The organism is Archangium lipolyticum, assembly GCF_024623785.1.
Lineage (GTDB): Bacteria > Myxococcota > Myxococcia > Myxococcales > Myxococcaceae > Archangium > Archangium lipolyticum.
Map to the genome: position 1 here is coordinate 550,388 of NZ_JANKBZ010000001.1, position 13,950 is coordinate 564,337.

11 protein-coding genes are annotated in these 13,950 nt (G+C 68.8%); 4 read left to right on the forward strand and 7 right to left on the reverse strand.

All coding sequences use genetic code 11. From position 1 onward, the window contains the following. Positions 1–37 precede the first annotated feature (37 nt). On the reverse strand, positions 38–1,276 hold the full coding sequence (locus NR810_RS01940; protein ID WP_257446849.1) for a hypothetical protein: 1,239 nt from the start codon (positions 1,274–1,276) through the stop codon (positions 38–40). A gap of 97 nt (positions 1,277–1,373) precedes the next feature. Then, positions 1,374–3,335: an ABC-F family ATP-binding cassette domain-containing protein gene (locus NR810_RS01945; protein WP_257446852.1), complete on the reverse strand. Its 1,962-nt coding sequence runs from the start codon at positions 3,333–3,335 to the stop codon at positions 1,374–1,376. 208 nt (positions 3,336–3,543) lie between these two features. On the opposite strand from NR810_RS01945, the gene NR810_RS01950 reads away from it, so the two are divergent. Both NR810_RS01950 and NR810_RS01955 read left to right on the forward strand, forming a co-directional pair. Continuing rightward, a complete protein-coding gene (locus NR810_RS01950) occupies positions 3,544–5,214 on the forward strand; it encodes a serine/threonine protein kinase (RefSeq protein WP_257446856.1) in 1,671 nt (556 codons plus the stop codon). A 105-nt stretch (positions 5,215–5,319) separates the two neighbouring features. Beyond that, complete coding sequence (locus tag NR810_RS01955; RefSeq protein ID WP_257446858.1) at positions 5,320–5,811, forward strand: GAF domain-containing protein; 492 nt, start codon at positions 5,320–5,322, stop codon at positions 5,809–5,811. An 89-nt stretch (positions 5,812–5,900) separates the two neighbouring features. Here NR810_RS01955 and cmk read toward each other — a convergent pair whose 3' ends face one another. Genes cmk through NR810_RS01970 form a run of 3 tightly spaced genes read right to left on the reverse strand, consistent with a single transcriptional unit; the run spans position 5,901 to position 8,678 of the window. After that, the gene (cmk, locus tag NR810_RS01960; RefSeq protein WP_257446861.1) at positions 5,901–6,590 is read right to left on the reverse strand and encodes a (d)CMP kinase; all 690 of its coding nucleotides are present in this window, start codon (positions 6,588–6,590) and stop codon (positions 5,901–5,903) included. Then, a complete protein-coding gene (gene hisC / locus NR810_RS01965; protein WP_257446864.1) occupies positions 6,587–7,681 on the reverse strand; it encodes a histidinol-phosphate transaminase in 1,095 nt (364 codons plus the stop codon). The genes cmk and hisC overlap by 4 nt, the downstream gene beginning before the upstream one ends. 28 nt (positions 7,682–7,709) lie before the next feature. Beyond that, a complete protein-coding gene (locus tag NR810_RS01970) occupies positions 7,710–8,678 on the reverse strand; it encodes an acetyl-CoA carboxylase carboxyltransferase subunit alpha (RefSeq protein WP_257446867.1) in 969 nt (322 codons plus the stop codon). A gap of 97 nt (positions 8,679–8,775) precedes the next feature. On the opposite strand from NR810_RS01970, the gene NR810_RS01975 reads away from it, so the two are divergent. Both NR810_RS01975 and NR810_RS01980 read left to right on the forward strand, forming a co-directional pair. Then, complete coding sequence (locus NR810_RS01975) at positions 8,776–9,465, forward strand: tetratricopeptide repeat protein (RefSeq protein WP_257446869.1); 690 nt, start codon at positions 8,776–8,778, stop codon at positions 9,463–9,465. A 74-nt stretch (positions 9,466–9,539) separates the two neighbouring features. Continuing rightward, positions 9,540–10,001, forward strand: coding sequence for a hypothetical protein (locus NR810_RS01980; RefSeq protein WP_257446872.1), 462 nt, complete (start codon positions 9,540–9,542; stop codon positions 9,999–10,001). Between the two features lie 106 nt (positions 10,002–10,107). Here NR810_RS01980 and NR810_RS01985 read toward each other — a convergent pair whose 3' ends face one another. After that, positions 10,108–12,132, reverse strand: a complete 2,025-nt coding sequence (locus NR810_RS01985; RefSeq protein WP_257446874.1) for an ArsA family ATPase — start codon at positions 12,130–12,132, stop codon at positions 10,108–10,110. A gap of 354 nt (positions 12,133–12,486) precedes the next feature. Beyond that, entirely contained in the window at positions 12,487–13,923 is a 1,437-nt protein-coding gene (nla6, locus tag NR810_RS01990; protein WP_257446877.1) for an enhancer binding protein Nla6, read from the reverse strand. Positions 13,924–13,950: the final 27 nt, after the last annotated feature.

Here is a 13,950-nt window from a genome sequence, read left to right on the forward strand (position 1 = left end):
GCAAAACAGCGGCCGGGGGTCGGCGGAGGGCACTGCGTTACCGAACGGCGACGCCGACGGAGAAGCTGTCGGTGAGGCTACCGTTGGAGGCTCGCGCGGTCAGCTTGCACACCGACCTGGTTGTCGGCGCGGTCCAGGAGTAACGCACGGAGCAGGAGCTACTCCCCGAGCAGTCGGTCCAGAGCGGCGACACGGTGCCGCAGTCGGACTCCAAGCTGTTCGTGAAGGTCCCGAAGCGCGTGCCGTAATCCACATCGAACTGAATGGAGTACGACATCCCCATCTGCGCGTCGGGCAGGTTGGCGTTGTAGCCGTAACGGGAGACCATCTGGCCCGGCATGCCTGAACCATAGGCGGTGATGCTGTAGATGGTGGGCCGGCCGACGTACTCGCCATTTACCTGGACACTGCCCTCTCCCGGACCACCATCCACTGGCGCCGAGTAGACCGTCACCTCCAACGACTCGGTGGCGAGCTGTCCCCGGGAGGAGACCCTCACGTAGAGCTTGCAGACACCCGGAGCGCTGCTGGACCAGCTGGTGGTGGCGGCGTAGGGGTTGCTGAAGGTGCCCATCGAGCAGCTGCTCGTCCACGAGTAGGACAGCGGATCTCCATCCAGATCCACCGCATCCACCTCGAGCTGGGTGGAGGTACCGACGGTGAGGTCCGACCTGGAGGCCGTCACCGAGCGGATGAGAGGCCCGATGTCACCCTGGGGCTCCTGCGGCATGATGTCATAGATGCGCAGGGTCACCGCCGTCGAGCTACCCGCCACGACCATGATGGACGCGGTGCCGGTGGCCACCAGGGTGCCTCGGGGCGTCGGGCCGCCGTCCGAGGGGCCTCCATCCACCGAGGGGCCCGCGTCCACGTAACCGCCGTCCGCGTAGCCGCCGTCCGCGTAGCCGCCGTCCGCGTAGCCGCCGTCCGCGTAGCCGCCGTCTGGCGGCGTGCTCGAGCCCGCGTCCACGGAACCGCCGTCCGGATAGCTGTAGGAGTAGGAGTAGCCCTCGGCCGTCAGGGTCTGCGCCCCCGCGGGCAGCAACATGCGCCCGGAGAAGACGCCGGCGCTCGAGTTGTAGTCCAGCGTCACGGAGACATTGGCTGGCTGCGCGGTGATGACCATCCGGTCGATGCTGTACGCGGACAGCCCGCGCACCACCACCTGCGCCTCACCCTCGTTGGACTGGAGCTGCTCCCCCTCGGGCGGCTGACACGCCGCCAGCGCGAGGGCCATGACCAGCACGCCCACCGCGCTCTCGAATCTCTTCAACATGTGAGTTCCCCTCTGCCCGGTGCCATGACGAGCGCACACGGGGAGGAGAATTATACCGTAAAAATGCAATACAGGACAACCAGGAACTGCATGACGCTCAAAGCGAGGCGGAGGCCGCGGCCAGCTTCTCCTGCGCCGCCTCCCACTGGGCATAGAGCTGCTCCAGCTGCTCCTTGCCCTCCCGGTGCGTGTCCATCAGCGGCTTGGCCTTCGCGAAGTCGTTGTAGAGCGCCGGGTCCGCCAGCTGGGCCTCGCGCTCCTTCTGCGCCGTCTCCAGCTTGGAGATCGCCTCCTCGATCTTCGCGATCTCCTTCTTGATGGGGCCCTCCACGGCGCTGCGCTTCTGCCGCGCCTCGGCCTCCATCCGCTTGCGGTCCTTCTCGGTCAGGCCCGCCGTGGACGTCTTCTCCGTCTGCTTCTCGCCCAGCCCCGCGGCCTCCTCCGCCAGCCGCTTCTGCTCCTGGTGGTAGAGGTAGTCGTCCAGGTTGCCCGGGTGCGTCTCCACCTTGCCCCCCACCACGTCCCAGACGTGCGAGGACAGCCCGTTCACGAAGCTCCGGTTGTGCGAGACGAAGAGCAGCGTGCCCCCGTACCCCTTGAGCGCCTCGATCAGCATCTCCGTCGAGTCCAGGTCCAGGTGGTTCGTCGGCTCGTCCATCAGCAGCAGGTTGGAGGGCACCAGCAGCAGCTTCGCCAGCGCCACGCGCGCCCGCTCTCCTCCGCTCAGCACGCCGATGGGCTTGTCCACGTCGTCCCCCGAGAACAGGAACGACCCGAGCACCCCGCGCACGAAGCTCTCCGGCTTGTCCGCCGCCAGCGGGCGCACTTCCTCGATGATGGTGTTGCGCTTGTCCAGCTTGTCCGCGTGGTGCTGGGCGTAATACCCCATCACCACGTTGTGCCCGAGCTTCACCGTGCCGCCGTCCGGCACCAGCTCGCCCGCGATGATCTTCAGGAGCGTCGTCTTGCCCGCGCCGTTCGCGCCCACCACGGCGATGCGCTGCCCGCGCTCCACCCGCGCCTCCAGGCCCGAGTACACCACGTTCTCCCCGTAGCGCTTCTGGATGCCCTCCAGCAGCACCACGTCGCGGCCCGAGCGCTCCACCTCCGGGAAGCGGAAGTGCACCGTGGAGCGCTCCTCGAGCACCTGCACGTCCTCCATCTTCTCCAGCATCTTCGCGCGGCTCTGCGCCTGCCGCGCCTTGGTGGCCTTGGCGCCGAAGCGGTCGATGAAGGCCTGGAGCTCCGCCTTGCGCGCCTCCACGCGCTCGGCCTGGGCCTTGAGCTGCACCATCTCCTCGGCCCGCTGCCGCTTGTACATGTCGTAGTTGCCGACGTACGAGCGCAGCCCTTCCATCTCCAGCGAGAGGATCCGCCCCACCTGCCGGTTGAGGAAGTCCCGGTCGTGCGAGATGAGGACCAGCGCCTTGTTCGAGCGCTTCAGGAAGCCGTCGAACCACGCCAGCGTCGGCACGTCCAGGTGGTTGGTGGGCTCGTCCATCAGCAGCAGATCCGGATCCTGCAGCAGCAGGCCCGCCAGCGCCGCGCGCATCCGCCAACCGCCGCTCAGCGCGCCCGTGGGCTTGGCCAGATCCGCCTCCCGGAAGCCCAGGCCCTTGAGGATGCGCTCGGCGTGGTGCCGGCCGTAGTGGTCCTCGAAGTGGTCCAGCTCCGTGTGCAGGTCCGCCAGCGTCTGGGCCAGCTCCAGCTGCTCCTCCTCGCTGGCCGCGTTGCCGAGCGCCGCCTCGGTGTCCCGCAGGCGCGCCTCCAGCGCGTCGCGGCCGGGCACGGTGCTCATCACCGCGTCCACCACCGAGCCCTCCGGCAGGCCCGCCAGCTCCTGGGGCAGGTAGCCGATGCGCGCCTTGCGCCTGTAGGTGATGGTGCCCGAGTCCGGGTGCTGGGCCCCGGCGAGGATCTTCATCAACGAGCTCTTGCCCGTGCCGTTGGCTCCCACCAGGCCCACGCGATCCTTGGGGCCGATGGTGAAGCTTTCGTTGTCGAAGAGAACCTTCTTCCCGTAGGAGAGGCAGATGTCCTGGGCGATGGCGAGGCTCATGGCGGGTTCGGGGGTGTAACAGCCCGGCGCCCTCTCGGGAACGGCCGATGTGCCTGCCCGCTCCCCCTCCTCCCCGGGAATCCGCGTCTCCCCGTCAGTCCCCCTGCCCGGCGCCGTGCGCCTTGCCTATACTCCGGCTCCGATGGCCTCCCCCTGCCCGCACTGCGGTAGCACCAACGGTTCCGATCATCTCTGCAGCGCCCCCCAGATGGCGCTCATCGGCCAGGTGCTCGACGGTCGTTACAAGATCGACGACGTGCTCGGCCAGGGCGGCATGGGCATGGTCTTCCGCGCCACCCAGACGTCCGTCCAGCGTCCGGTGGCGGTCAAGACGCTCAACCCCTCGCTGGCCGCCGCGCCCCAGTTCTTCGAGCGCTTCCGCCGCGAGGCGGAGATCGCCAGCCGTCTGCGCCACCCCAACGTCATCACCATCTACGACTTCGGGCGCGCCCAGGACGGCACCTGCTACTACGTCATGGAGCTGCTCGAGGGCGAGAGCCTGCGCGAGCTCGTCAAGCGCGACGGCCCCTTGTCCCTGCGCCGCGCGGTGGACGTCATCGAGCAGGCCTGCCGCGGCCTCGCCCACGCCCACGAGCAGGGCGCCGTCCACCGCGACATCAAGCCGCACAACATCATGATCCAGCAGCTCGACGGGCGGGACTTCGTCAAGGTGCTGGACTTCGGCCTGGTGAAGGCGCTCGAGCAGGACGACGAGCAGCAGCTCACCTCCACCGGCCAGGTGCTCGGCACCCCGCAGTACATGCCTCCCGAGCAGGCCGGCGGTGAGAACGTGGACCACCGCTCCGACCTCTACTCCATGGGCGGCGTCTTCTATTACTGCCTCACGGGCACCTCGCCCTATGGCGCCAACACGGTGCGCAAGGCGCTCACCTCCGCCCTCACGCAGCCCACGCCCACCGTGGCCGCCAAGCGCCAGGGCGCGCCCGTGTCCCAGGCGATCGAGGAGTTCTTCCAGAAGGCCCTCGCCCGCGAGAAGGAGGACCGCTTCCAGAGCGCCCAGGAGTTCATCGAGGCCATGCTGGACGCGGTGGCGGACCTGTCCCCCGAGGAGCTCGACGCGCTCCCCACCGGCTCCGCCCCCGACGCGGGCGGCGGCAGCAGGCCCAGTCAGCGCAGCGTGTCGAAGCCCGGCCGTTCGTCCCCGAGCGGGGCGCGCTCCCGGCCTCCGGGCGCGGCCCGGGGGACCTCCCAGCAGTCGGCGGTCCGAGGCTCGCAGCCCTCCGCCGCGAGGGGCTCGCAGGCCGCGGCCCGGGGCTCCCAGTCCTCCGTTGCCGCTGGCCCTCGTGGAAATGGGAGCGGTGGGTCCCCCGCGGCTGCTCGCCAGCGGACCCCTCGTCCCCCCGAGGCGCCCCCTCCCCAGCAGCCCCATCCGGCTGGGGAAGTGACGGAGCCCGGCACCTCCTCCGGGCTCGGGAAGGTGGCGCTCGTGGCGGTGCCCCTGCTGCTCATCGCCGCCGGTGGCGCGTTCGTCGTGCTGCGGCCCGCGACCCCCGTCGAGGCTCCGCCTCCCACCGCCGAGGTGAAGAAGCCCTCGGCCCCCGCCGTGGACAGCATGATCCTCGTCCAGCTCCGCTCGACCCCCGCTGGCGCCGCCGTCTTCGTCGGGGACGTGCAGATCGGCACCACCCCGCTGGATCGCCAGCTGCGCCGCGACGAGGTCCATGAGCTCACCTTCCGTCTGGCCGAGCACCAGGACGCCAGGCGCAAGCTGGACTTCAATGGTGTGATGTCGGACTCGCAGGAAGTCAGCGTGTCGCTGGAGCCCGTAAAGACCGCTCCCGCCGAGCCCCGGCCCTCACGCTCCGTGAAGCCGGCCAAGGAGAAGGACAGGGACGACTCGGTCCCCATCTTCGAGTAGCTGGTGTCCTCCCAACAGGCATCGCGGCCCGGCCACGTTCAGGTTAAACATGCGCCGCACGCTGGCGCGACCTCGCGCCGGCCCCTGTTTCGAGGACCGCACATCATGGCTGAAGTCACCCTGGATCTGCGTGGCATGCCCAAGGCCGAGGCCTATGCCGAGCTCACCAAGCACGTCGAAGCCGTGCTGGAGGGCATCAACGACGACGTGGCCGCCATGGCCACCATGAGCTGCCTCCTCCACCACGCCTTCGGCCACCTGTGGACCGGTTTCTACCGCGTCGTCGAGCCCGGCAAGCTCCTGCGTGTCGGCCCCTACCAGGGCACCCTCGGATGCCTGGAGATCCGCTTCGGCAAGGGTGTCTGCGGCACCTCCGCCTCCAAGGGCGAGACCGTCGTCGTCGAGGACGTCCACGCGTTTCCCGGTCACATTACCTGTGACGGTCGATCGGCCTCGGAGATCGTCGTTCCTGTGTTCGGGCCCAATCGTGAGTTGATTGCCGTGCTCGACATCGACTCCGAGCACAAGGCCACCTTCGACGACGTGGACCGCCGCGCCCTGGAACAGTTGATGGCCTGGTTCTCGCGGCGGCGGTAGTGGACTCACTGTGAGGGGGCCGAGGGTGGAAACCCGGTTGGGTTCTAGACCCTCACCCCGTCCCTCTCCCAGAGGGAGAGGGGTTGTTGTTACCGCTTGGACATCCGGGACAGGATCTCCTGCTCCAGGCGCTGCACCACCTCGGACAGGGGCAGGACGCTCGAGTCCAGCCGGATCGCGTCCTCCGCCGGCTTCAGCGGCGCCACCGCTCGCGATGCATCGTCCTGGTCTCGCTTGATCTGATCCGCCAGCACGTCTTCCAGCGAGCGCTCCACTCCCTTCTGGAACAGTTCCTCGTAGCGGCGCCTCGCCCGGATCTCCGGGTTCGCCTCCAGGAAGAACTTCGCGTCCGCGTCCGGGAACACCACCGTCCCGATGTCGCGGCCCTCCAGGATCGCCCCCTTCGCCGTCTCCAGCGCCAGCCGCCGCTGCAGTGACAGCAGCCCCGCTCGCACCACCGGCCGGCTCGACACCTGCGACGCCGCCATCGAGTTCTCCGGCGTCCGGATCTCCACCGACACGTCCTCGCCGTCCAGGAACACGTGGTTGTCCTCCCCCACCACCTGGAAGGACACGTGCACCCGGCCCAGCAGCTCGCCCAGCTTCGCGTCGTCGTCGAACGCGAGCCCTTCCCGCCGCGCCTTCAGCGCCACGCAGCGGTAGATGGCGCCCGTGTCCACCAGCGCGAATTCCAGCCGCCTCGCCAGCACCTTCGACACCGTCGACTTGCCCGCACCCGCCGGTCCGTCGATCGCCACGATGAAGGGACGCACACTCATGAGGCGAGCACCTCCCGCAGCGCCGCCACGCAGCGCGCGTTCTCCTCGCGCGTCCCCACCGAGATGCGCAGGGACGTGGGATAGCCATTGCCCGCCACCGGCCGCACGATGACGCCCTTGCGCAGCAGGCTCTCGTAGAGCGCCACCGCCGGCCGCCCGAAGTCCGCCAGCACGAAGTTCGCCCGGCTCTTCGTCAGGCGAGCCCCCAGCTTCGGCAGCTCCGTCTCGTAGAAACTCAGCCCCTCGCCGTTGAGCTCGCGCGTGCGCCGCACGTGCTCCACGTCGTCCAGCGCCGCCAGCCCCGCCATCTGCGCCGGAATCGTCAGGTTGAACGGCATCCGCGTGCGCTGCAGGTACCCCGCCAGCTTCGCGTCCATCACCCCGTACCCCAGCCGGATGCCCGCCAACCCGTAGATCTTGCTGAACGTGCGCAACGCCACCACGTTCGGGTGCTCGCGGAAGTACTCCACCGCGCTGAAGTACTCCGGCCAGTCCACGAACTCGAAGTAGGCCTCGTCGTGGACCACCAGCACGTGCTCCGGCACCTTCGCCAGGAACGCCTCCCACTCCGCGCGGCCGAACGTCGTGCCCGTGGGGTTGTCCGGGTTGGCCACGAAGATCAGCCGCGTGCGCGGGTTGATCGCCCTCGCCATGGCCTCCAGATCGTACCGGCGCCCCTCGCGCATGGGCACCTCGGCGAAGGGCCGCCCGTGCGCCTGCGTGGAGATGCGGTAGGCCGGGAACGAGCCCCCGCTCAGCAGCACCTCCTCGTCGGGCGTGGTGAAGGTGCGGATGAGCAGCTCGATCAGCTCGTTCGAGCCGCTGCCCAGCACCACCTCCTCCGGCTTCACGCCCAGGTGCGTGGCCAGCCGCCGCACGAGCGTGTGGCTGCTCGCGTCCGGATAGAGGTGCACCTTGCGCGCGGCCTCCTGCATGGCCTCGATGGCCCTGGGCGAGGGCCCCAACGGGTTCTCGTTGGAGGCCAGCTTGATGACACCCTTGAGACCGTACTCCCGCTCCGTCTCTTCGATGGGTTTGCCCGGAACGTAGGGCTTGAGCGTCTCGATGTACGGAGGGACGAGCGGTCTCATGTCAGGTGTGTCCTCGTGAACAGAACGGCTAGCGCCCGGAGAACACGCCGAGCGCGCGGAACTTCTGGTAGCGGTCCTGGACCAGCTCGTCCCCCGTCAGCTCGGTCAGCTCGCCCAGGTGCTTGCGCAGCGCCTTGCCCAGGTTCTCCGCGGCCCTGGAGTAGTCACGGTGCGCGCCGCCGGCCGGCTCGGGGATGACCTCGTCGATGACGTTCATCTCCTTGAGGTCCTTCGCCGTCAGCTTCAGCGCGTCCGCCGCCTTCTCCGCCTTGGAGGCGTCGCGGTAGAGGATGGACGAGCACGCCTCGGGGGAGATCACCGAGTAGATGCTGTTCTCCAGCATCAGCACGCGGTTGCCCACGCCGATGGCCAGCGCGCCGCCAGAGCCTCCCTCGCCGATGACCGTGGAGACGATCGGCACCTTCAGCCGGCTCATCACCTCCAGGTTGTACGCGATGGCCTCGGCCTGCCCGCGCTCCTCCGCCCCGATGCCCGGGTACGCTCCCGGCGTGTCCACGAAGGTCAGGATGGGCTTCTCGAAGCGCTCGGCCAGCTCCATCAGCCGCAGCGCCTTGCGGTAGCCCTCCGGGCGCGGCATGCCGAAGTTGCGCGCCATGTTCTCCTTCGTGTTCCGCCCCTTCTGGTGGCCGATCAACATCACCGTCCTGCCATCGAAGCGCGCGAAGCCACCCACGATCGACGGGTCTTCCCCGAACAGGCGGTCTCCCGCCATCTCGAAGAAGTCCGAGAACAGGTGCTGCACGTAGTCCAGGAAATACGGCCGGGAGCTGTGGCGCGACAGCTGCACCACCTGCCAGCGCGAGAGATCACTGAAGATCTCCGTCTGCAGTTTCTTGGCCTTCTTCTCCAGCTTGGAGATTTCCGAGGTGAAATCCACCGAGCCGCTCGCCGAGAGGGCCTTGAGCTCGTCAATCTTCTTCTCCAGCTCGATGAGCGGGCGCTCGAAATCGAGTGGATAGTTGATGCCGTTCGCCATGGCGCCGGACCCCTATCACCTGCCCCCGGGGCTTTACAACGCGCAACCCGTTACGCGGTGCGTAGAATCCCCTCTCCCTTACATCCGTCGGAGACCCATGCACCGCCTGCTGCTCCTGCTCGCCCTCGCCCTGGCCACCCCCTCCTCCGCCCAGTCGGCCCGCTCCCTCAACACCGAGGGTTTCCGCCTCTACCAGGCCGGCAAGTACCCCGAAGCCCTCGAGAAGTTCCAGGCCGCCGCCCAGGCCGACCCCAAGCTCGCCCTCGCCCACTACAACGTGGCCGCCACCCTCGGCGTGCTCCGCAAGCAGGGGCAGGTCTGCCAGTACGAGGCCTACCGGGACACCATCCTCGAGCGCCTCAACACCGCCGTCCGGTTGGATCCCCGCCGCCTCACCCGCGCCAAGGAGGACGCCGACCTGGACCCCATCCGCGACACCGTGGGCTGGCAACGCCTCCTGGGCCGCTCTCCCGAAAGGCTCGCCGATGTCCCCGAAATCCTCCGCCGGGTCACCTGGTACTCCCCCGGCGAGGGCGTCTACGGCTCCACCCGGAAGCTCACCTTCTCCGCCGGTCAGCGCGTCGTCCTGTGGCGCCGCGTCATCGAGGACGAAGCCAATCCCACCCGCACCGAGGAGGTGGGTGGAACGTACACCCTGAAGGGCCGCACCCTCACCCTGTCCTTCCCGGGCAAGAAGCCGATCTCGGGCAAGATGACCCCCCGCGGCGTCCTCGAGCTCGAGGAGCTCGGCAGGTTCCTCGACTCCCCCTCCGAGTGCGAGGCATAGGACGGACCCACCCCCCCGGGGCTTGGCGGCTGGGTTCCCCCTGCCCAACCTCCCCCTCACGGAGGTGGCGGGGCATGGTGCGGCTCAGGGGTCCGCAGTGGGGATTGGTGGCCTTGGTGGCGGGGACTCCGTTCTTCCTCGCCTTCCTGTTGGCAGCTGCCTCACCAGGGCTCGTCGAGCCCGTGCTCGGCACCGTGCTCGGCGGCGCCAGCTGGCTGCTCGCCGCTCTCCTCGGGCTGCTGGGGGGGGTCCTGTTCGCCGGTTTTCTGGCCTCCCTCGGTCAGGTGCCCGGCTTCGCCACCTCGCGGCTCCGGCAGACGCTCGGATTGACCTGCGCCGCGCTCGTCTCCGTGGCGCTGTGCATCGTCCCCGCCATCTGCCTGCTGCTCGCCGGTCCCGTCCTGGCCGTCCGATTCGAGCGCGGCGAGATGATTCCTCGGGAGGAACGACTCCGCTCGCCTCTGGACCTCGCTCAGCGGCTCCGCCAGCAGGTGCCTCGGGTCATACCGGGCATGCCTCGGATGGGGTGGCGGTGAGGCTCGGGTAGGAAACCTGGAAGACCCTCACCCTGGCCCTCTCCCAGAGGGAGAGGGGATTGACGCGGGTTCAGCCTGGGATTCGACGTACCCTCGTTATGACGGGTCAGGCCGCCTTCGTCTTCGCCGTGGCACTCAGCGCGTACCAGGCCGTCCGGAACGCCTTCAGCTCCCTCAGGCCCGCCGGGTGACGACCCAACGCGGGGGCCACCGTCACCGGCAGCCCGATCTTCTTCTCGATCACCTTCGCCGCGTTCAGCTCGTTCTTCCGCCGGTTCTCGCACCGCGCGCAGTCCGCCTTCGGACCCACCCGGTTCACCAGCACCCGCTCCACCTGAAGCTTCCGCTCCTTCAGGTACTCCACCAGCCGCTCCGAACGCGCCCCCGCCAGCTCCTCACCCCGCGTCACCACCACGAAGCGTGACTCGTTCGGCGACGCCAGTGCCGCCTCGAACCGGGCGATGTGCTTGAGGAACGCCGCCATGTCGTCCGCCAGCTCGCCCAGGCCCTTGGACTTGTACTTGGACAGCACCCCGTGCAGCGCCGTGAACCAGCCCTTGGCCGTCTCCGCCAGCTCCACCACCCTCATGGAGCTCACCATCGGCGCTCCGTCCACCACGATGCGCTTGAACCGCTCCTGCACCAGCGCGTCCGTCAGGCACGACATCGCCGCCAGCTCGTCGATCCCCGGCGGCGCCGCGTCCAGCAGGTTGCGGAACAACAGCAGATCCGTCGGCACCTCGTTGCCCGTCTTCGGCGCGCCCTCGAAGGCCTTCTCCGCCTTCTCCTTCCAGCGCTTGCGCAGGTTGCTGAACCACCCCGCCATGTCCAGCTCGCGCGCGTACAGGCCCTTCGTGCCCTTGACCTGCGTCTCCACGTCCGTCAGCCGGCTCTGCAGCACGTCCGACAGCGAGTGCGCCGGATCCGTCGAGATGAGGAGCACCGGCCCCTCCTTCTCCGTCAGCGTCACCGCCGCGGCCGCCGCGCACGAGCTCTTCCCCACCCCGCCCTGGCCCACGAAGAAGATGAGCCGCGTCGGAGGCAGCGGCGGCGCCGCGATGGGCGGCATCGACGGCGCGCGCACCAGCGCCGGCGGACCCTCGGCCGCCGCGAACTCCAGCGCCTTCGTCTCCTTGCCGCTCGCCCACTCCTGGGCGAATACCTTCATCGCCTCCAGGCCGCGCGGCGCCACCTCGCGCTTGCCCACCAGGTGCACCGGCACGTTCTTGTCCAGCGCCTGGTACTTGCGCACGTGCGGCGCTTGTAGGCCTCGGCGGCCCAGACAGGCGGGACAGCCTTCCTTGTCCTCCACCTGGTTCACCACCACCTCGACCACCGGAATTCCACGCTCGCGCAGCTGCGCGAAGTACATGCGCGTCTGCGCCTCGGGCACCGGCTCCGCCAGCGCCACCAGGTGGAACGCCGTGCGCGCCGGATCCTTCAGCTGCGCCAGCAGCTTCTCCGCCCGGCCCGAGAACTCCTCCAGGAACAGCTGCTCCTCCGAGGGCGCCGCCGCCGCCTTCTTCCCCTTGCCACTCGCCGCCCGCTCCGCTCCCGCCTTCACCAGGCCCAGGAACTTGCGCAGCCCCACCGCCATGTCGAACAGCCGCAGCGTGTGGCTCGTGGGCGCCGTGTCCAGCACCACGCGATCGAACTCACCGCTCTCGGCCAGCTCCACCACGTGCAGCAGGCCCAGCAGCTCCTCCAACCCCGGAGTGGCCTGGCTGTACAGCTTGCCCAGATCCTCCTCCGACAGGTGCGTGCCCTTCACCGCCGCCTTCTGCAGCGCGGGCTGATACTTCGCCAGGAAGGGCTTGAGCAGCGCCGCGGGCTCCAGCTCCATCGCCCACAAGCCCCCCTCGCCCTTGCCCTTGGCCGCCTTGGCCTTGCCCTTCGGCTCTGGCTTGGACTCCTTGGGGGCCTCGCCCGTCTCCGCTTCCAGCTTCGTGGGCTTCGCCGACAGCTTCTTGTTCAGCAGATCCGTCAGCGATCCCACCGGATCCAACGAGACGAGCAGCACCTTCTCCTTGGGCGCATCGTCCGCGAGCCGCAGGGCGTAGGCCGCCGCGAGCGTGGTCTTTCCCACCCCGCCTTTTCCGCCGAAGAAGTGAAGAACTCGCGCATCGCTCATGAAAACGTGGCCTTCCTTGACGCCCCCCGGCGGGGCCGCTCTTCGTCCGTTCCTGGACAGCCGCGGAGAGGACATACCGGAGGTGCCCCTGAGTAGGGAGCCATGCCACCGAGTGTCCCGTGGGTGTGTAATGGAAAGGATCGCCCGCAGTGACCCTGTGAGTCAAGCAAAGAGGGGCTATCCCACCCCGTGCCTCGCGCGCTGCGTCATGCCCTTCGCTCATGAAGGACATACGCCCGACGCCCGATCTCCCAGCGTGCGGACGAGCGCAGCGCACGGCTCGTGAGCCGACCAGGCGAGTCGGCTCCGTGCCCTCTTCCCTGGAAGTAGGTGGGACGCGGTGGGAAGCGCCGCTCAGCGGATCTCGGGGTTGCTGCCCAGCGAGGGTCCACCGTGGCCGGACAGACCGCCCGCCTCCGCTCCCTTGCCCGGCTGCTGGCGGGCCTCGGCGGCATAGCGGTTGAGCTTGTTGTAGAGCGTCTTCTCGCTCACCCCGAGGATCTCCGCCGTCCGGGCCTTGTTGTTCCCGTTCCGCTGCAGGCTCCCGAGGATGTACTCGCGCTCCACCGCGTCGAGCGACAGCCCGTAGGGCAGGCGGAAGGTGTGGCGCTCGGGGCTCTTGCCCGCCATGTCGGGGGGCAGGTGCTCGCGCATGATGAGCTCGCCGTCGCAGAGGATCACCGCGCGCTCCACCGAGTTGCGCAGCTCGCGGATGTTGCCCGGCCACTCGTGGTTCTTGAGGATCTCCATCGCGTCCGGGTGCACGCCCGTCACGCGCTTGGCCGAGTCCCCGCGGAACTTCTCCACGAAGTACTGCACCAGGATGGGCACGTCCTCCCGCCGCTCGCGCAGGGGCGGCAGTTGGATCTGGAAGACGTTGAGGCGGAAGTAGAGATCCTCGCGGAAGCGCTTGGCCTCGATCTCCTTGCGCAGATCCCGGTTGGTGGCGCACAGCACGCGCACGTCCACCTCGATCTCCACCTTGCCGCCCAGGCGCCGCAACCGGCCCTCCTCGAGCACGCGCAGCAGCTTGGCCTGCAGCTCGATGGGGATCTCCCCGAGCTCGTCCAGGAAGAGCGTGCCGCCGTGGGCCAGCTCGAACACGCCGGGCCGCCGCTGATCCGCGCCGGTGAAGGCGCCCTTCTCGTGCCCGAAGATCTCCGATTCGATCAGCGTGGCCGGAATGGAGGCGCAGTTGATGGCGATGAAGGGCTTGTCGCGCCGCTGCGACAGGTTGTGGACGGCGCGCGCCACCACTTCCTTGCCCGTACCGGACTCGCCGGTGATGGCCACGCTCGCCTTGGAGGGGGCCACCTTCTCGATGAGCTCGAACACCTTGCGCATCGCGGCCGACTGGCCGATGAAGTCCGAGGAGCCCAGCTGCTTGAGACGCCGGCGCAGGCCCTGCACCTCGCGCATTGTCTCCTTCTTCTCCAGCGCCCGGTCGATGCAGACCTTCAACCGCGCGGTGTCGAGCGGCTTGACGATGAAGTCATAGGCGCCCTCGCGGATGGCCTCCACCGCGGCGTCGATGGTGCCGTGGCCGGTGAGGAGCACCACCGGACAGTCCGGCAGCTCGTCCCTCAGCGCCCTCAACAGCCCCAAGCCATCCGTCTCCGGCATGGCCAGATCCGACAGGACCACGTCCGGCCGGAACTCGCCCGCCTTGCGGAGGGCGTCGTGCGCGTCGAACGCGGTCTCCACCTTGTGGCCCCAGGCGGTCAACATCTCCGCCAGTGCCTCGCACGTATCGCGCTCGTCGTCCACGGCCAGAATTCGCGCGCTGCCCACGTGAGGACCTCCAGACATCAAGAACAA

Excerpts from the sequence above, each read along its gene's own strand:
- NR810_RS01945 (WP_257446852.1), bottom strand. The coding sequence starts at position 3,335 with ATGAGCCTCGCCATCGCCCAGGACATCTGCCTCTCCTACGGGAAGAAG.
- NR810_RS01950 (WP_257446856.1), top strand. The coding sequence starts at position 3,544 with ATGGCGCTCATCGGCCAGGTGCTCGACGGTCGTTACAAGATCGACGAC.
- hisC (WP_257446864.1), bottom strand. The coding sequence starts at position 7,681 with ATGAGACCGCTCGTCCCTCCGTACATCGAGACGCTCAAGCCCTACGTT.
- NR810_RS01955 (WP_257446858.1), top strand. The coding sequence starts at position 5,320 with ATGGCTGAAGTCACCCTGGATCTGCGTGGCATGCCCAAGGCCGAGGCC.
- NR810_RS01980 (WP_257446872.1), top strand. The coding sequence starts at position 9,540 with ATGGTGCGGCTCAGGGGTCCGCAGTGGGGATTGGTGGCCTTGGTGGCG.
- NR810_RS01970 (WP_257446867.1), bottom strand. The coding sequence starts at position 8,678 with ATGGCGAACGGCATCAACTATCCACTCGATTTCGAGCGCCCGCTCATC.
- cmk (WP_257446861.1), bottom strand. The coding sequence starts at position 6,590 with ATGAGTGTGCGTCCCTTCATCGTGGCGATCGACGGACCGGCGGGTGCG.
- NR810_RS01940 (WP_257446849.1), bottom strand. The coding sequence starts at position 1,276 with ATGTTGAAGAGATTCGAGAGCGCGGTGGGCGTGCTGGTCATGGCCCTC.
- NR810_RS01975 (WP_257446869.1), top strand. The coding sequence starts at position 8,776 with ATGCACCGCCTGCTGCTCCTGCTCGCCCTCGCCCTGGCCACCCCCTCC.
- NR810_RS01985 (WP_257446874.1), bottom strand. The coding sequence starts at position 12,132 with ATGAGCGATGCGCGAGTTCTTCACTTCTTCGGCGGAAAAGGCGGGGTG.